The organism is Acerihabitans arboris (assembly GCF_010131535.1).
Lineage (GTDB): Bacteria > Pseudomonadota > Gammaproteobacteria > Enterobacterales > Enterobacteriaceae > Acerihabitans > Acerihabitans arboris.
Genome location: NZ_WUBS01000029.1, coordinates 1 through 18,246, shown reverse-complemented (window position 1 = coordinate 18,246; position 18,246 = coordinate 1). Strand labels below are relative to the sequence as shown.

The window sequence follows — 18,246 nt, the reverse complement described above, 5'->3', positions numbered from 1 at the left end:
ATACGGAGGAAGAAGTTTAGCCAGTGTGGCCGCCTTTCGCTCCGGTGAAATGCGCTTCATATCGCGTCCCCATCGCCCCATTGGAGTTTTTGATGGGGGTGACATCTATCCTGACACTAGGGGACCTGAATAAACTGATGATTCGTCATCCCAGTGCGACCTATCTTATTCGTGTCAGTGGCGACTCCATGGTCGGTGCGGGTATCGGTGATGGTGATCTTCTCGTGGTTGATCGCTCCCTCACCGCGGAGCACGGAGACATCGTGATTGCCGCAGTCAACAGTGAATTCACTGTCAAAGAGCTGTATCTACGTCAACTGACCCAACTCATACCGTACAATCGCGCTTATTGCATGATAGTCATTGGCACAGAAGAGGACTTGGAAATATTCGGGGTGGTGACGTATACGCTTAAGGCCACTAAATAACCATGTTTGCCCAGGTTGACGTCAACAGCTTCTATGCGTCGTGTGAAACGGTGTTTCGGCCTGATTGAAGGGAACGCCGGTGGTCGTGCTATCGAACAACGACGGCTATGTGATCGCCCGTTCTGTATGTTATTTGGAATGGGCTATTTTATATACAGCTTAGTTTGGATTGACGGGGGGTTGTTATGCAGGAAAAACTGCTAAGTGCGCTCACAATTTCCGATCTACAGGTTGATCCAAAGTACGTTTTCCTTGAGCCGATAATTAAAGTTTGCGGAAATTACGCCGTTAGTATTTTGACATGGCCTAGTTCACCTTACAGCCATTAAATGTGGAACATGATTTTCCCATATTTGATTGAGAATGTTTAATACTTATCAGAGGACGATGTATGAAACAGAAATTATTTTCTCTATCTTTGCTTGTAGCTACGGCTGTGGTTGCTTTTCCTTCACAGGCCGCCACGGGCAGCATCACGAAATCAGCATCGGCGCAGATTGTAACTGTTTATTCGAACGGAACGGCTTTACCGTCATTGGCCGCGTTGCGTGTTGCTTCCACTGATTTTCCCTCCGGGACGCTGAACAAGTCTAAGACATTGACGCTGCTGAGTTATACGGTAGCGGCATATCCTAAAGCGCTTACCGACAGTGTTCAATTGTGCTACTACGAACCCTATAAATCTTCACCGGCACTCTGTATCCCTGTGACCAGTGGTTCGTCTGGCACTACCACACAATTCAATACTCTGACTTTTAACTCAGGCGCGTACCTTCAAGTCCGTCATGATTTTACCGGCAATCCTGGTGATAGCCTTCAGCCTTCACGTCAAGAAAGCGTAACGTGGGATTATAGCTATTGAGTGAGCGTTAAAGCTCATCTGCCTGATGATGTTCTTATTGCCGGTTTTCGTTAAACAGGAGGGAGGATTAAAACATGGAAATTAGTTCCGCTTCAACGGCCTATGCCCAGACGCAAAATATCGCGATCGCCGCTCAAAAATCAGTTCGGTCGCAGTCTACACAGATAAATGATGTGCAGGACAAGCAGTTGTCGACGGCAGAGTCGGTTACCATCAGTGGTAACGGGCTCTTGATGTCTCGTCTGTTTGGCGATACGGATGCTAATCCTCCCGTTCAAACGCAGTTGACCAGTACCACAATGGCTATGTCCTCTGTTAACTTCCTCACCAATGATGATCGTGACATGCTGTCCGATCTATATGCCCAGGCCCAGCAGCAGGGTATAGATTTGCAGTATGTTGACGATCTGGCTCATGATCTGGGTGACTACCGTATGTTTGGTGGGGTGGAAGGGAATGTCAATAACGGCGGAATGTACGATCTCAGCGGGCATGCACAAACCGTTCAGTTTACCGACACAGACGCCGCTACTGCCACAAGTATTCTGGCTGGGGAAGGTCTCGCGAACAGTGCCTTGGACTCGGGTTTTCTAAGCTACGAATTGGACCCCGGCTATTCGTTCGGACACCGGGCAAATTTTGAGTTTCTGCAAGAGGTAGTGAACAAATTTGGCGAGGGAGCGACCGATGCCGGTCAGGCCTTTGATGCCAGCTTCACCGTTTACAAATCCCAGGGGAAAAATAATTTCATCGTCGAGTCGTCCAGCGAAATCGCACTGCCTTCCGAAGAACCGGATTTTCGATCAGTTAATGGCGTGTTCTCCATTACGGAAACCGGATACAAAAATGGATTTCAGATGGTCAATGGCAAGGTGGTGCAAGGTGTCTCAGCGAATATCCCAAATTCCTTGAATACTGTGGAAACGGACATGATGAGCATGCTGATGAGCAAGCTATAGCGGTGGCTGGCGCTGATGTCTGAGAAACACGACACCGACCTGATCCGCTTGTGTGACATCACCCATGCCTACGGCACGGGTCCATCAAAACAGCCCGTTCTACTCGATGTGTCCTTGTCCATTCCTGCCGGTCAGAGCTGCGCCATCATAGGCGCATCAGGTTCGGGAAAGAGTACGCTGCTCAATCTCATCGGATTGCTGGATGAACCCACCACTGGCCATATATGGCTTGCTGGAGAAGAGATGTCCCGCGCCGGCCCCGATGCCCGCGCTATGGCGCGCAACCGCATCATCGGGTTCATCTTCCAGGACTTCAATCTTCTGCCCCGGCTCGATGCCCTGGACAATGTGGCTCAGCCCCTGCTGTATCGCGGCGTGCCGCGTCACGTGGCACGCAAAACCGCGCAGACGCAACTGGCACACGTGGGTTTGGCCGAGCGCATCCATCACCGTCCCGCGGATTTGTCTGGCGGCCAACGTCAGCGCGTAGCGATTGCCCGCGCTCTGGTCGGTGAGCCAACCCTGCTTTTGGCCGATGAACCTACCGGTAATCTTGACAGCCAGACCGCCAGCGACATCATTGACCTGCTGCTGTCCCTGAACCAACAGCGTAACACCACTCTGGTCCTGGTTACGCATGACAGCAGGTCAGGCAGGGTGCGCCGTTAATGACGGTCTTTGGACTGGACCACATCCAGGTACTCACGCGAGTGGAAGAAACCGACCTGCATCAATTGCAAGAAGGTATGCCGGTGCAGATCACCGGAGACGGATTTGCAGGGCAGACCCTGTATGGTCGGATCGCCGCCATCGGCATGCAAAGCAACTCAACTGACGGCCAGAGTGCCTATTACGACGTAACGGTTTCTGTCGACACACCGCTGTCGGACCTGCACCAGGGTATCCGGCTAGGCATGAGCGCCCAGCTCCCGGCTGACCTTGACGAATACTGGTTATAAAATACCGAGTCCGGCGACGGATAGGTCGGGCCGAAAAAGATCTGATTCACGTTTGGGGTAGTGGTTGGTTTACCGGCGATTTCGGTTACCCGGCTCCAGGGATCCGGCTCCAGCGTGACGTTAAACCCAATGCTTTCAAGGGATGCCTGCAGCAACAGCGCCACTTCTTCTTCGAATTGGGTACCAGACACATAACCCAGCACCAGCGGAATATTTTTCTGGCCGGCATAGCGGGATTTGGCGACATATTCGGTCGCTTTTGCCAGATCCATTTTCGGTGGGGTCAGGGTATCAAGATAGGCGCCTTTGAATACGCGGGGTAGCGGGCCGCTGGCCGGATCGCCCGGGTGCAGTTGGGTATTGATCGTGTCGTAATCCACGGCGGCGGCAATGGCTTTACGAATATTGATGTCGTCGGTTGGCGCGCGCTGATGGTTGAGCTTCAGGTAATAACCGGTGCCGGTGGACATATTCTGTATCTGATAACGGGGCAGTTTCGCCAGGGCGCTGAGCGTTTCCTCACTCTGGTAGACGCTGGTGAGCTGCAGTTCGCCTTTGTTCGCCAGTGCTTTCACGGTGGATTCATCCGAAGTGGTCAGCAGACGCACCTTCTCCAGCGGATGCTGCGGGAAACCGCCTTGGTAACCGGCAAAGCGCTCCAGCATCATGCTGCTGCCGCGCTGCCAGCCGGCAAGTTTGTAGGGGCCGGAGCCGATCGCATGGTCGCTGACATAACTTTCCGCCCAGCCGCCTTTATCCTGGTTTTTTTCCGCTAGTGTGCTGTTGAGTACAAACAACAAGGGGGTGGTGGACAGGAAGGTCGAAGAGGGGTTGATCAGGGTGAATTGCACGGTGCCAGCGTCCGGCGCGGTGACTGAATTCGCCGTGATTGTCCCGCTGAAAAAGTGCGATGGGCCAAGCTTCATAGCCAACAGCCGTTTCACCGACCACACCACATCTTTCGCCGTTACCGGCGTGCCGTCCTGAAAGGTGGCATTCTTTTTTAAGCTAAAGGTGACCACTTTGCCGTCGTCGGAGGTCGCCCATGACTCCGCCAGTCGCGGAAGAATTTCACCGTTGGGGCCGACATTGGTCAGGCCATCATAAAGATTGACTACCGCCATGTATTCGGTGTAATCGGTCATTTTAGCCGGGTCGATCGTGCCGATGTTCTGCACCAAATTCATGGTCGCCATTTCCGGATGCGCGGCATAAGCCGCCGGCATCAGCAGCGCCACGCCGATGGCAAGGGCGAGGTAACCGCGGGTAAGTCTGTTCATTCTGACTCCTGGAGTTAACAAGAAAAATTAGGGGTGGGCCGGATGTTCGGCCAAGGGGCGGTACACCACTTCCGGATAACCAAAAGCCTGCGGCCCGATCACCCTGAGGGCGGTTTCAGTGCGTAACAGCGGATGGCACGGCAATCCCAGTACGCTTATTTTCTGACCATACCGCAGTACTTCGGTAGTAATGGCATGGCCGGTTTCGAGATCGAGGATCACTATCAGATCCGGTACGCTGCACCGCACTTCACTGTTGTAACGGAAAATCAGGTTTTCATTCTGAATATCCACGGTCGCGTGGTCGCCGGAAAATCCATTGACCCCCTCGACCTGCAGTTTGCCGCGGGTAAACCCGGCCACCATAAAGCGCTCCAGATCGACAATCTTACCTTCGAACAGCACGCTGCCGCTTTCACGGCGGCAAATCTCGGCGATCGGGTCGCGGTTATCCCGATTGGCGTCCTTCACCGCGTAACCCAGCGTCATGGCCTGGGTGATGGTACCCGGCACGGCGAAGCGTTTGACGAAAACGCCGGCCATCGGCGCTTCGGCAATACCGGCCGTGCCGCCCATCTGCACCACGCAGGCACGGGCCAGACGCTCCAGCCAGATCTCGCCGATCAGATGGGTAAACACCACGGTATTACCGTGGGAATCAGACATTGCCGACGGCGCACTTTGGTGGCCATAAATACTGAACGTGGTCATCTGCATTTCCGGAAAGGCCCGCCCCATACCGTCGCCGTCGACGATCGGCAGGCCGAGCTGCGAGGCGGTCAGCATCGGTTTCATACTGTTGGCGCCGCCAATTTCCGAGGAGATCAATGCATCCACTTTGCGGCCGGTTTCCCGCTCCAGCGCCTGCACCGCGCGACACAGCTCTTCGCCCTGGTAGATTTTTTCCACCGATACCGCCGGTGCGCCGATGCCGCCGAGTGACACCACCCAGGCATCGTCATCCAGCTCGTCGAGTGAAATGACATCCACCACACCGCCTTTTTTCATTTGTTCGAACAGCTGCAATTTGCCGTAATACGGGTTTCCGCCTCCGCCGGTACCCAAAATCGCCGCGCCGACTTCAATCGCTTCAATATCCCTGAGGGTTAAACGTTTCATGGTTATAGCTCCAAATCACCGACGACTTTTAAACGGATCCGAGTGGCATTTCCGGGCAAATACGCCAGGGGAACATCTTCTTTATCAATCAGTTTGATGCTATCCGCGCGCGCGCCCGCATCAATGGCGCGTGCGGTCGCTACCGCCTGCGCTTCGGCAATCGCCTGCTCGCGGGTAAGATGTTCGAGGCTGTAGATTTTGTCGACTTCACCGCTGACCTGCGCGATAGCCGCCCCCACGGCGTTGGCCACCGAGTAGTGATCGGGACGTACCGCGTCCAATCCGCCGATGGTCGGCCCAAGCAGCACGCTGCCGCCGCCCACCACGATCACCGGCAATGGCACCGAGGAAAGGCGCGTTTTCTCCACGCAATCCTGCACAATCCGGTCCATCACCTGCGCCGCCTGCTGCAGAAATTCCCCGGTCAGCGCCGCTACGGCCTGCGGGGCGCCGAAATGGGCACGTCCGAGCGCCACGGCAATATCACTGGCGGTCAACCGGGCGCCGCCAAACACTTTGGCGTCTTGGCTGATGCGATACCCCACGCTGTCCGGCCCGACGCTTACGCCATTTTCGTTTTGGCGAACCAGGCTGCCGCCGCCTAGACCCACGCTCAACATGTCCGGCATGCGGAAATTGGTGCGCACGCCGCCGATATTGACCGTGGTGGCGGACTGACGCGGGAAGCCTTTTTGCAGCAGGCCGACGTCGGTGGTGGTGCCGCCGACATCCACGACAATCGCATCCTGAAACCCGGATAAAAAGGCCGCGCCGCGCATAGAGTTGGTGGGGCCGCTGGCAAAGGTCAGCACGGGGAAACGACGGACAAAATCGGCGTTCATCAGGGTGCCGTCGTTCTGGGTGATAAAGAACGGACAGCCGAGACGGCACTCCCGCAGCGCCAGCGCAAAGGCGTTAACGGTTTTGGTGCTTAGCGGCCGCAGGCTGGCGTTGAGGATGGCGGCGTTTTCCCGCTCCAGCAGGCCAACGCGTCCCACCTCCGACGCCAGCACCACATCACACTGCGGATAATGCTGTTGCAGCAATTCACCGGCCCGGCGCTCCATGCTGTCATTCACCGGGCTGAATACCGAATTCACCACCGCGGATATAATGCCTTTGTCGCGCAGTTCAGCCGCAATGCGGATCACCGCATTTTCGTCAAGGGGGTTGATTTCACGCCCGTCAAACTCATAACCACCCTTGATCAGATAACAGGCATCGCCGATCAACGATTTAAGGTCTTCCGGCCAGTCGGCCATCGGCGGAATGCTGGCGGTAGCGGGCAGCCCGATGCGGATAACGCCGGTACGCACCAGGTGTTTGCGTTCGATCACGGCGTTGGTGAAATGGGTGGTGCCGATCATGACGCCGGAAATATGCCCGCCGGCGATGCCGGATTGCGCCAGCACCTGCTCCAGCGCGCCGCGAACGCCGCCGGTCACGTCTTCCGTGGTGGGTACCTTAACGGCGGCGATCACGCCACGTCCGTTCATGATCACGGTGTCGGTGTTGGTGCCTCCGACGTCAATGCCAATACGATACCTGGATTGCATTCTGACTCCTTAATGGGGATGAAAAACCGCGGCCGGCGTGGTTAATTCAGGGTTAGATAAGGTCTGGCCGGAAAGCGGTTTTTGCCGCTCCTCTTCCTCGCTTAATACCGGGATAGCCTGTAACAGCGCCTGGGTATAGGCATGCCGGGGCGCGAGGAAAATCCGATCGGTGGCACCGGTTTCCACCAGTTCACCTTTAAGCATCACCGCTACCCGGTTACAGAAATTGCGCATCAGGCTGAGATCGTGGGAAATAAACAAATAGGTGAGGCCGAGTTCGCGGTGTAGGCGTTCAAGTAGCGTAATCACACTGGACTGCACTGAGACATCCAGCGCCGAGGTCGGCTCATCAAGCACCAGGATTTCCGGTTCAGCCGCCAGCGCACGGGCGATGGCCACTCGTTGTTTCTGGCCGCCGGACAGGCTGTTGGGATACATGTCGGCATATTCCATCGGCAGTTCGACCTGTATAAGCAACTGACGTACCCGCTCGGTTAAATCGCCCCGATAGCCGGCGATGTATTTCAGGGGCACGCGCAGCGCATCGCCGACGGTGCGTTTCGGGTTGAGCGACATCGCCGGATTCTGGTGAACCAACTGAATTTTCTTGCGCATAATGGCGGTTTTGATGCCGGTTTCGATACGCTGGCCGTCCAACGTGATGGTGCCTTCCGACAGCGGCAATAGTCCCATCAAAGCGCGAGCCAGCGTGGTTTTGCCGGAACCGGATTCGCCGGCTAGCCCGAAGATATCGCCACGCTGGATGCGCAGCGACACGTTATTGAGCGCCAGGACCGGCGCGGTCGGTTTCCGCAGCCAGCGCGTCTCGGGGCCGAAACGTTTGACGGCGTGGTCGATAGCGATACAGTCCTCGCCGGTCGGCAATATCGGCGCTTTCGCCTTATCGCCATACAGTCTTGGCACCGCGCGGAATAAGCGCTGGGTGTATGGGTGACTGGGCCGTGAACACAATGCCGCCGCGGTGGTTTGCTCGACGATGCGCCCCTGCTGCATGACGTAAACCCGGTCGGCGCACTGGCGCACTACGCCGAGATTGTGCGTGATCAGCAATAAGGACAGCTGTTCTTCTTCCACCAGGCGGTTAATCAGCGAATTGATTTCAGCCTGGGTGGTGACATCCAGCGCCGTGCCGGGTTCATCGGCAATTAAAATGCGGGTCGGATGCAGTAACGCCATGGCGATCAGCACCCGCTGGCGCATGCCGCCGGAAAGTTGCCACGGATAGGCCCGGAAGATCCGCTGTGGGTCCGTCAACCGGACTTTACGCAGCACGGCATAAATATGTTCCCGCCGCTGTGCCTGACTCATGCGGATCTGCTGTTGGCGTACCACAAAACGCATCACATCCTCAAGATGCGTACCGATACGAAACACCGGATTGAAGGACGTCAGCGGATCTTGCTGGATCATCGACATTTTGCTGCCCTTCAACGCTTCACGCGCTGCGGCGGGAAGCGTCAGCACGGATTTTCCCTCCAGGCGGATATCGCCGGAAGTGATGTGCGCCGCCGCCGGCAGCGCGCCAATCAGCGCCTTGCCGGTGACCGTTTTACCCGAGCCGGACTCGCCAATTAGCGCGACCCGTTCACCGGGGGCCAGCGTCAGTGAGACATCATGTAATATCTGATATTGCCGGCCATAACGGTGAAAGCTCAGGTTCAGGCGATCAATTTCCAGTAAAATATTGGACATCGTCATGGTTATGCCTCCACATCGAAGAAGTCGCGCAGGCCGTCGCCCAGCAAATTAAAACCCAAAATGGCGAACAGGATTGCCAGCCCCGGCAACATCGATTCCCACCAATATTCCGGCAGGTAGTTGGCCCCGGCCGACACCATAGTGCCGAGATCCGGCGTTGGCGGTTGCACACCCAGTCCGAGAAAACTCAGCGTGGCGCCAAACAGGATGACAAAGCCGGCATCCAGCGTGGTCTTCACCGTAATGGCCGCGATACAGTTGGGTAAAATTTCCCGGCTGATAATGTGCCAGTGGCTGGCGCCCGAGAGTTTCGCGGCCTCAATGTAATCTTCCGTCACAATGCTTTTCGCCAGGCGATACACCAGACGGCAGTGCCAGTTCCACCACAAAAATGAAATGGCCAGCATGGCGTTGTAAAGGGTCGGTTCCAGCACGGCGGCGATGGCCAGCGCCAGCACCAGCGGTGGGACTGCCAGTAGCATGTCGTTGAGATTCATGATGATTTTTTCGGTCAGACCACCGAAATAGGCCGCCAGAATGCCCAACGCCACACCGATGGGCACGGAAATGCCCAGCACCCCGACCACCAGCAGCAGCGCCACGCGATAGCCGTAAATCACCCGGGTGAAGATATCGCGGCCGACGTTGTCGGTGCCCATCCAGTGTGCCATGGAGGGGGGGTTATGCCGTTGCAGGAAATTCACGTAACTGCCGACATGCTGCGGGTAGGGCGCCAGCCAGGGCGCGGCCAGCGCGGCAAACACCACCAGCACGATCATCACCAGGCCCAGCACTGCGACCGGGTTGCGGCTGAAGCGAAACCATGCCCGGCCATAGCGGTCGGGACCACCGATGCCGCTGAGCGGCAAAAATTCCTGCAGGCCATTGGGCAGCGTGGACGACGAATGAGGCGAATCAGCCATGGCGTTAAATACCCTTATATTTCAGACGTGGGTCGACCAGGCTCACCACAAAGTCAATCAACAGGTTGGCGACAATAAAAAACACCCCGGACACCAGCACCACGCCCATCACCGCATTAAAATCCTTGCTTAAAATGGCGCGGATACCGTAGCTGGCCATGCCCGGCCAGGAAAAAACCATTTCGACGATAAAAGCGTTGCCCATCAGCGAGGCGAATTCCAGGCCCAAAATGGTCAATGGCGCGGAGGCGCTAAGGCGCAGCAGGTATTTGCAATAGATTTTGCTTTTCGATACTCCGCAGGCGCGCAGCGTTTCGACGTGATCACGATGGCTGAATTCGATCATGCTCGAACGGGTAATGCGCATCACCTGGCCGATACCGGCGGCTGCCAGCGCAATACCTGGTAGCAGCAGGTGTCTAAACGCATCGCTGAACACGTCTCCGCGTCCGGCTATCAGGCTGTCCGGCAGCAGCAATCCGGTGACATGAGCTGTAAAATTCATACCGTTGCCCAGGCGTTCGGTCACCGGCAGGGCAAACCAGTTCAGGCTGGCCAGCAATTGCAGGACCAGCGCCAGCAGGAAAGCCGGGGTTACCACACCCAGCAGTGACAGCACGCGGGATACCTGATCAAACCAGCCGTTTTGTTGCCAGGCGGCGAGTACACCGAGAGGAATGGCAACCATCATCATCAATACCAGCGTGAACAGCACCAACTCCAGCGTAGCCGGCAACGCTTGGAGGATGTCCAGCGCAACGCTACGACCGGTAATCAGCGATTCGCCAAAATCGCCGTGCAGCACGCCACCGATATAGCGGACATACTGCTCGGGCGCTGGTTTATCCAGCCCCATTTTGGCGCGCAGATCGCTGATTTGTTGTTCGCTGGCCAACGGTCCGAGAGCAATGCGGGCCGGGTCGCCGGGCACCAGTCGCGCTACACAAAAGATGATTGCGGACAGGCCGAACAAAATGATCAGTAACCGCCCAAGACGCTGACTTAGATAGCCCAACTCTTTCATGTCGCTCCCTGGATTAACCGCCGTTGATATTCAATTGATTCAATTAACAAGCAAACGGCAGGATGAAACAATCCTCGGGATGGGTAGTTTTGATTAAAATTTGGGTAGAGTGTTATGCGCGCAATACGGGTGCTTTTTCATCAAGACCTGCCAAAAGAATGCGCAAATGCTATTCAGACTAAAAGAATCGTCCTTTAGTGTGGCAAACACTGTTGCTAACATCGACGGGGTAGCATTGGGTGGCTTTTTATAAAAACGGGTAGGTGAAGCCACCGCTTTAATGCTCAGTTGCTCAGTTGCTGTACCACCTGAATCAGCTGGCTACGTTTATTCACCGAGAAATATTTGAACAGCGCTTTAAGATGGAATTTAACGGTATTCTCACTGATGCCGCTAAGATTGGCGATTTGTTTGTTGGACAAGCCTTCGGTGAGCCGCTGTAAGATTAACCACTGCCTGGGCGTCAATCCTGTCGGCATTGAAGACTTTTCGCTCGGATTTGCCGGCATTTTACCCTGCAGCCACCGCACGATTCCCGCACCCGGTACCGTCCTGAGGGGATCGTCAATCAGCCGGCTCCACACCTCAGCCACCGCGCCGCGTTCCAGCAGGAACGGCAGGCCAGGACCAGTATGCTGCGCTGCGTTTACCGCCATCAGCCAGCATTCCCGTAGTTTGTCGGGTTGCTTGCTGATGGCGTAATAGCGCGCCTGCACTAACCGTTGCAGCTGTTTTTCCGCCGCGGTCAGCCGGTATTCATCGGCAAATTCAGGGGACTTCATGCCGCGGGAGTGGTGACGTTGCGCCAGCAACGCCACATCGCCGCGCAGCGTCAGCCACTGGCTCATGCGTAAAACCAGCGGCGTATGCGCGGGAAGGCTCGCCGTTGACAGGCGAGTTTGCGCATCGCGCCAGTACCCGGCTTCCTGCTGTAAAAAGGCACCATAAAGCACGAACAGGGTTTCATCCGCCGCCGGGAAGCTAACGGCATAACGGGTGCGCAAATCCTGTAATATCGTCCACGCGGCAGGCAAACCCTCCTTTAGGTAACACACCAGCACGCTGAGCCAGCCGAATTCCGCCATCAGTTCCGGCCAGCACTCCAGCCCGTCCATCGCCAGCCGAACCTGCCGCCATTGAACACTGGCCTCGTCGGTATCACCGCCGTAGAGCGCCAGCCAGCTTTTTCCCATAGCGATAAATGCCCGTTCGCAGGTCAGCGACTGACGAAACGGCACCCGCTGCAAACAGGTTTCCGCCAGCGCAATGTGTTGGCGCGCCTGATCCAAAAATCCCTGATGGCAGGCTAGACGGCACAGGTGAAAATGCGCGAAGAAACACAGGTAATCGGCCGACATCCGACGATACCACTCCAGACTTACCGTGCAGCACACGGTGGCCTGCTGCCACTCACCGCGCGTCATATGCGCGAGACACAATTTGTTATGCAAGGACGCATAGGCCAGCGGCTCATCCGCCAACTGCGGCGCGAGGGCTCGCATATCATCAAGCTTGGCATCGGTATAGCGTTCAGACTGGTAAGACGCCAGCGTCAGTTGCATCAGGCGTATCAACGCTTTTTGCCGGCTACTGAGATTGCTCAGGTGAAACAGCACGCTGTTGTCACAAAAGGCGCGGGCGGCAACCAAATCGCCGGCTTTCAATAGTTCTTCCAGACGCGCCCACGCCAACGAGGTTTCCTGCGCAACGCTGGCTGCCGGGAAGCTGTGTAAAATGCTCTTCAGTTCACCGAACCCATGCAAATGGCCATACAAACCGCTGCCGCTCTGGTGAAACCAACTCAGCGCGAGATCGACATTATTTGACTGCGCGGCGGTGACAATGGCCTGAAAACGACTCTGCTGCTGCCATAAATCCTGCGCCACCAGCCGCATCGCGCCCTGATACAAAGAACGTTCTTCCCCCGCCAGCGCCACCAACGCCTGCCGTAGCGGCGCGTTGCCCAGATGAAGGCGGTTTTCATTATCGCAATAGATCAACGGTACCAGGCTGCCTATCACCAGTCCGTCCAGGTTGTGCTTTTGCATAGTCAGCGCAGGGGATAACGCCAGTGCCAGCAAGATGCGCTGCAGGCGCAGCGGCAGGACATTAATAATGCGTGCGGCAATAAAATCCTGCCAACTGCGGCGAAACTGCGGTTGCGAGAGACGGTCATAGTTAGCCACCAGTACCGGCCAGCCGCCGGTATCCGCCAGACAGCGCTCGGGGTGTTCAATGCCCAGCGCCATGATTTCATCCAGTGAAAACAACAGACGTGATTGCTCCACCACGCTGATATCCCGGTACACCAGTCCCTCCACCAGCCATTCATGTCGCACCTGCCAGTCGACCGTCAGAAACAAGCGTTGCTGACGCGCTTTGAGCTGTGGCAGCAGGCGGATCGCATCCTGATACTGCTGTTTAAGTGAGGAACTGCCAGGGTCCCAGAACAAATCCTGGCCCGGCGGGAACACCGCAGGATCAGGCAAGTGTTCAGCTACCACACTGTGACAACATTCCGCCAACTGCCGTAATACCACGCTCTTACCCATACCCGCCACACCCATCAAAGCTACGATAGGCGAGGAGAGTGTGCTGAGGTAGTGGATCAGTGCCGGACGTTGCCACATATCAAGTTTCCAGGGGCATTAAAAAAGACGGTAATCTAATTGATAACTCAGAATAATGTCTTTGGCAACCGCTATGCCGGCTTCACCGGCCTTGATCACGGCCGGAATTTGGCGCTGAAACAATGAGCTTTGCGCATGGTGATTAACCGCACTGATGGATAAGTCCTTTTTCGCACGAGAGACGATTAACCGGACTATGTTCCAGGCATCCGCCGCGGAAAGAACCGTTCTCTTGATTACCGGTGACCCCATGGCAACTGCCAGCCTGGACATTAATCAAACAGCCGTAGCCGCGTTTGGTACCCAAGTGGACATCACGTCTGATTAACGTTTTGGCGCGATAAGTTCTGTGCGGTATGTCTACAGGGACATCGTGCGCTATGACTGCCGGCCGGAACGAATGGTTAGGGCCAAATCATTCGACGATAAAACGCAACGGCCCTGAATCTACAAATCGATATTTGCGATAAACATCACATGATGATGCTTTTGCTTCTTATAGAGTATGACTTATCAAATGTTATCATTTGACTTATCATTTATATAATATATGACTTTACATGAGATTGAGTAAATTATTAGAAAGTTATATGCAATAAACGTGGGTGACAACATAAATGGGCCGATCGAATTTTGTCAGTAGGTACAAGTGAGTAAAAGGAAAGCATCATGCAAAACGAGTTATCCGCAGACTTCTTATGGGGCAATTCCGTCTCCAGCATGCAGACGGAAGGTGCATGGAATAAAGGCGGCAAAGGGTTATCCGTCTACGATATCCGTGAGGCTAATGAATCTGCTTCAGACTGGAAGGTCGCTACTGACTCATATAACAGATATGAGGAAGACTTCGATTTGATGCATGATCTCGGCATGAACTGTTATCGCTTTCAAATAGCATGGAGTCGGGTATGTCCAACCGGAGACGGCGATTTTAACGATGAAGGTATTGATTTTTATCACAAATTTATCGATGCCTTGATTGCCCGCAATATCGAACCGATGATTTGCTTATATCATTTTGATATGCCTTTGACATTAGCTGAAAAATATAATGGATTCGTCCACCGCAGCGTAATGGACGCATTCGTGCGCTATGGTAAAAAAATGGTAGATTGCTTTGGTGGCAAAGTTAAATACTGGATCACCTTTAATGAGCAGAATCTCTATCATATTCCCGAGGCATTTAAAATATCCGGTTATCTGACGGGCGAAAAGACTGTACGGGAATTGTACTATATCCAGCATCACGTCATGCTTGCCCATGCCCAATTGACCCACTATTTACATGATATGCAGAAGTCGGCACTAATGGGGGGCATGCTTGCATATCAGCTGGTATATCCAGCCACATGTAAACCTCAGGATGTGCTATTCGCTAATCAGATTGATGAGTTTTATAATCAAAATCTGTTAAAAGCTTTTACCACCGGGCGTTATAGTACTGAAGTATTGTCCTACATGGAAAAAAATAATCTTTTGAGTGTGTTCCGCGCGGATGATTTACAAGAGCTTAGCCAACTGCAAAATGACTTTTTGTCATTCAGCTATTATGCAAGCAAAACGATTAATAGCGACAAGGTTCCAAAGAACACGCCGGTTAATTATTATATGGAGTATGGCAGCCAGGATAACCCTTATTTGAAGGCGACAGAATGGAACTGGCAGATTGATCCCATTGGTTTCAGGACTGTTATTACCAGTATGTATAATCGTCATGGCTTACCGGTTTTCCCCATCGAAAACGGGATAGGGGTAATTGAGAACTGGGACGGTGTAAATGAAATTCAGGATGATTACCGCATAGGTTATCATCGAGATCATATCCAGGCGATGAAAGACGCTATATTTATTGACGGTGCCGCAGTGTTAGGATATCTAGGTTGGGGATTAATAGATATATTGAGTTCTCAGGGTGATATGCGTAAACGTTACGGCGTGGTATACATAAACCGTGAAAACCATGATTTGAAGGATCTAAGAAGAATTCCCAAAAAAAGCTATCATTGGTTAAAAAGAGTCCTGCATAGCAACGGCAGCTGTTTGGAGTAACGCACAGAGAAACACATCATTTTGATGGAATGAATAGAAAAGGGGATGTATTATGTTTAACATAAATACGAGTCCGATCGCGCAATCTTTCATCGATAAATTTACCAACTTTTCTGTACGAATAGGCAATCAGATATACTTACGGTCCCTGCGGGATGCCTTTGCGGCAATCATGCCACTTTTTATCTTGGCGGGACTGGCAGTATTGGTCAATAACGTGATTTTCCCCTATCTTCTGTCAGGGGATACACTTGTTACCTTTAAAGTATGGGGCGAGTTTATTATTAATGGAACATTAAATATCGCCGGATTATTAATAACCCCTATGATCGCATATTATTTGTGTAGAAATAAAGGTTTCAGAAATCCTATTGCCTCGGTGCTTATTTTCATCTCAAGTTTAATTATCATGATGCCGCTTGATATCAGTGTAATCCCAGTAGGTTCGACCCAGTCAGTTATTATTACAAAAATGCTAACCTATTCTAATGTTGGCACGACAGGTATTTTTGCGGGAATAATTATTGGGTTGCTTTCGACATCCTTATTTATTAAATTATCTGCTGTGAGAAAATTTAATGTCAATTTAGGTGAAAATGTACCCCCGGCCGTCGGCCAGTCATTTTCCGTGCTTATACCGACTATTTTAACCTTATCTTTTTTTGCGATAATTGCGGCCGCATTGCATAATTTGCTGCATACTGACCTGATTAACTTAATCTCCACCCTCATTCAGCAACCCTTGAGACAAATTAATACCAGTTTGCCAGGGACTGTGTTCATATACAGTTTTGGCAACTTTCTTTTTACCCTTGGCATCCATCAATCGGTTATTAATGGTGTTATTTTAGAACCTTTTTTATTGATTAATACGAATGAAAATATGTTGGCATTTGCCAATGGTACACCAATTCCTCATATCATTAATAACATCTTTGTGCCCACTTTTGGTATGATAGGTGGTACAGGTAGCACCATATCATTGCTTATTGCTATTTTTATTTTTGCTAAACAAAAATCAGAAAAACAGGTCGCACGATTAGCGCTATCACCAGGGTTATTTAATATTAATGAACCTGTCATTTTTGGGTTTCCCATTGTTTTTAATATTCCCATGATGATACCCTTTGTTCTGTTACCGGCGATCGGTATTTTGTTTGCTTATTTCTGTACCACCCTCGGATTGATGGATAGATGTGTCGTTATGGTGCCTTGGACAACACCGCCGGTCATCAGTGCCTACCTCGCTACCGCGGGTGATTGGCGGGCTGTAGTTGTTCAATTGATCATTATCATTTTTGGCGTTTTTTTCTACTTGCCTTTCATGAAAATCAGTGAAAAGGTAGCAATGAAAACCAACCAAGATAATTAATCGTAAGCGATCAGTAAAAATCGCATGATTAATCAACAGGAATGCTGAGTATGTCTCAATCTAAATATATGGCAATAGCTCAAGAAATTAAAAAAAGAATTATATCACAGCAATATCAGCACGGAGAGCCCTTGCCAGATCAATTTAAACTGGCAGACGAGTTTCATACCAGTCGTATGACGATTCAAAGAGCGATTCAACAACTGATCATCGAAGGGACGTTATATACAAGGCAGGGCCAAGGGACATTTGTTCGTAAGAATTTTTTGCAATTATCACAATGGGATTCACCGGTTACTGACTATTTTGGTGCGACGAAAAAGTGGGAAGGAATAGGTAAGGTGACCAGTGAAGTCATTAAATTTGATATCAGATTTCCCACCGATAAAGAACAGTCGTGCTTACTTATTGATGCCGATATGCCAATATATGACCTGATAAGATTACGTTTTGTAAACGCAGAACCTGTTTCTTTAGATTATACGTTGATGCCGTTAAAATTAATTCCAAATCTGACTAAGGATATTTTGCAAAAATCTATTTTTAGCTATATTCAGCAGGATTTAGGCTTGAAAATTCTTGGCTCCTATCGAATCATTAGAGCCATGAAACCTAATGATTATGAACAACGCTATCTGAATTGTAAAGAACACGATCCTGTACTGGAGGTAGAGCAGATCATTTATTTGGACGACGGTACGCCATTGGAGTATGCACATTGTCGTTACCGTTATGATCATGGGGGAATAATTGTTGTAAATAACGTTTAACAGCTGATACCTGAGGAGAAATACGCTATGTCACAGAGAACTGTTATGTTGGTTTGTAATGCGGGTATGAGTACCAGTATGTTGGTTTCAAAAATGAAAAAAAATGCTGAGGAAAGAGGTGTCGATATAGATATTTTTGCCATTTCGTCCGTTTCTTTTGAGGAAGAGATCGCAAACAGGCAAATAGATGTAATTTTGTTGGGCCCTCAGGTTAAGTATATGAAGCAACAATTTTCGGAGAGAGTATCAGATAAAAAAATACCTGTGGAAGTTATTCCCATGGTCGATTACGGTACTATGAACGGTTCAAAGGTATTGGATTTTGCTCTGGGACTCATGCCATAGACCGGGGATATGGTGCAAATTCTTGCGGATAACCTATAACCTCATCTTTTTGGGCATGGCTCGACCAAGTTAGAAACACTGACCAAAGGGGCTTGTCATGCTTGCACAGGGGGGGTGCCTATAGCCTATGTCAACATCGTGAAGCGGTGGCCCCTTTTCAACGTTTCCGTTGTCCACTGTTTATCGTTTTAACGTCCGCTCATTATCGCGTCATCTGACGCACTCTTTGCCGATAACATTCCTGCCTTGCG

17 protein-coding genes and 1 pseudogene are annotated in these 18,246 nt (G+C 52.1%); 10 read left to right on the top strand and 8 right to left on the bottom strand.

Annotation, left to right across the window (positions count from 1 at the left end; all coding sequences use genetic code 11):
- Positions 1–92 precede the first annotated feature (92 nt).
- The 6 genes and pseudogenes from umuD to GRH90_RS25220 all read left to right on the top strand — a co-directional run bounded on the left by umuD (position 93) and on the right by GRH90_RS25220 (position 3,208).
- On the top strand, positions 93–428 hold the full coding sequence (gene umuD / locus GRH90_RS25245) for a translesion error-prone DNA polymerase V autoproteolytic subunit (protein ID WP_162368734.1): 336 nt from the start codon (positions 93–95) through the stop codon (positions 426–428).
- 2 nt (positions 429–430) lie between these two features.
- A pseudogene (locus tag GRH90_RS26420) lies at positions 431–552 on the top strand (Y-family DNA polymerase); the annotation flags it as partial.
- A 267-nt stretch (positions 553–819) separates the two neighbouring features.
- On the top strand, positions 820–1,290 hold the full coding sequence (locus tag GRH90_RS25235) for a hypothetical protein (protein ID WP_162368733.1): 471 nt from the start codon (positions 820–822) through the stop codon (positions 1,288–1,290).
- Between the two features lie 74 nt (positions 1,291–1,364).
- A complete protein-coding gene (locus GRH90_RS25230) occupies positions 1,365–2,249 on the top strand; it encodes a hypothetical protein (RefSeq protein ID WP_162368732.1) in 885 nt (294 codons plus the stop codon).
- A gap of 15 nt (positions 2,250–2,264) precedes the next feature.
- A complete protein-coding gene (locus GRH90_RS25225; RefSeq protein ID WP_162368731.1) occupies positions 2,265–2,918 on the top strand; it encodes an ABC transporter ATP-binding protein in 654 nt (217 codons plus the stop codon).
- Entirely contained in the window at positions 2,918–3,208 is a 291-nt protein-coding gene (locus GRH90_RS25220; protein WP_162368730.1) for an HlyD family secretion protein, read from the top strand. The genes GRH90_RS25225 and GRH90_RS25220 overlap by 1 nt, the downstream gene beginning before the upstream one ends.
- Here the strand turns inward: GRH90_RS25220 and GRH90_RS25215 are convergent.
- The 8 genes from GRH90_RS25215 to GRH90_RS25180 all read right to left on the bottom strand — a co-directional run bounded on the left by GRH90_RS25215 (position 3,100) and on the right by GRH90_RS25180 (position 13,732).
- The gene (locus tag GRH90_RS25215) at positions 3,100–4,488 is read right to left on the bottom strand and encodes an ABC transporter substrate-binding protein (protein ID WP_218586290.1); all 1,389 of its coding nucleotides are present in this window, start codon (positions 4,486–4,488) and stop codon (positions 3,100–3,102) included. The genes GRH90_RS25220 and GRH90_RS25215 overlap by 109 nt on opposite strands.
- A gap of 27 nt (positions 4,489–4,515) precedes the next feature.
- A complete protein-coding gene (locus GRH90_RS25210; protein ID WP_162368729.1) occupies positions 4,516–5,607 on the bottom strand; it encodes an S-methyl thiohydantoin desulfurase family protein in 1,092 nt (363 codons plus the stop codon).
- A gap of 2 nt (positions 5,608–5,609) precedes the next feature.
- Positions 5,610–7,163: a hydantoinase/oxoprolinase N-terminal domain-containing protein gene (locus tag GRH90_RS25205; protein WP_162368728.1), complete on the bottom strand. Its 1,554-nt coding sequence runs from the start codon at positions 7,161–7,163 to the stop codon at positions 5,610–5,612.
- Positions 7,164–7,172: 9 nt separating this feature from the next.
- Positions 7,173–8,882 (bottom strand): dipeptide ABC transporter ATP-binding protein, encoded by a 1,710-nt coding sequence (locus tag GRH90_RS25200; RefSeq protein ID WP_218586289.1) that lies wholly within the window; start codon positions 8,880–8,882, stop codon positions 7,173–7,175.
- Positions 8,883–8,884: 2 nt separating this feature from the next.
- Positions 8,885–9,805 (bottom strand): ABC transporter permease, encoded by a 921-nt coding sequence (locus tag GRH90_RS25195; protein ID WP_162368727.1) that lies wholly within the window; start codon positions 9,803–9,805, stop codon positions 8,885–8,887.
- Positions 9,806–9,809: 4 nt separating this feature from the next.
- Complete coding sequence (locus GRH90_RS25190; RefSeq protein WP_162368726.1) at positions 9,810–10,829, bottom strand: ABC transporter permease; 1,020 nt, start codon at positions 10,827–10,829, stop codon at positions 9,810–9,812.
- A gap of 284 nt (positions 10,830–11,113) precedes the next feature.
- On the bottom strand, positions 11,114–13,459 hold the full coding sequence (locus tag GRH90_RS25185) for a helix-turn-helix transcriptional regulator (protein WP_162368725.1): 2,346 nt from the start codon (positions 13,457–13,459) through the stop codon (positions 11,114–11,116).
- Between the two features lie 18 nt (positions 13,460–13,477).
- Positions 13,478–13,732: a hypothetical protein gene (locus GRH90_RS25180; protein WP_162368724.1), complete on the bottom strand. Its 255-nt coding sequence runs from the start codon at positions 13,730–13,732 to the stop codon at positions 13,478–13,480.
- Positions 13,733–14,128: 396 nt separating this feature from the next.
- On the opposite strand from GRH90_RS25180, the gene GRH90_RS25175 reads away from it, so the two are divergent.
- Genes GRH90_RS25175 through GRH90_RS25160 form a run of 4 tightly spaced genes read left to right on the top strand, consistent with a single transcriptional unit; the run spans position 14,129 to position 17,995 of the window.
- Positions 14,129–15,508, top strand: coding sequence for a glycoside hydrolase family 1 protein (locus GRH90_RS25175; protein WP_162368723.1), 1,380 nt, complete (start codon positions 14,129–14,131; stop codon positions 15,506–15,508).
- Positions 15,509–15,560: 52 nt separating this feature from the next.
- Positions 15,561–16,880 (top strand): PTS sugar transporter subunit IIC, encoded by a 1,320-nt coding sequence (locus GRH90_RS25170; RefSeq protein ID WP_162368722.1) that lies wholly within the window; start codon positions 15,561–15,563, stop codon positions 16,878–16,880.
- Between the two features lie 50 nt (positions 16,881–16,930).
- Complete coding sequence (locus GRH90_RS25165) at positions 16,931–17,650, top strand: GntR family transcriptional regulator (RefSeq protein WP_162368721.1); 720 nt, start codon at positions 16,931–16,933, stop codon at positions 17,648–17,650.
- 27 nt (positions 17,651–17,677) lie between these two features.
- Positions 17,678–17,995: a PTS sugar transporter subunit IIB gene (locus GRH90_RS25160; protein ID WP_162368720.1), complete on the top strand. Its 318-nt coding sequence runs from the start codon at positions 17,678–17,680 to the stop codon at positions 17,993–17,995.
- Positions 17,996–18,246: the final 251 nt, after the last annotated feature.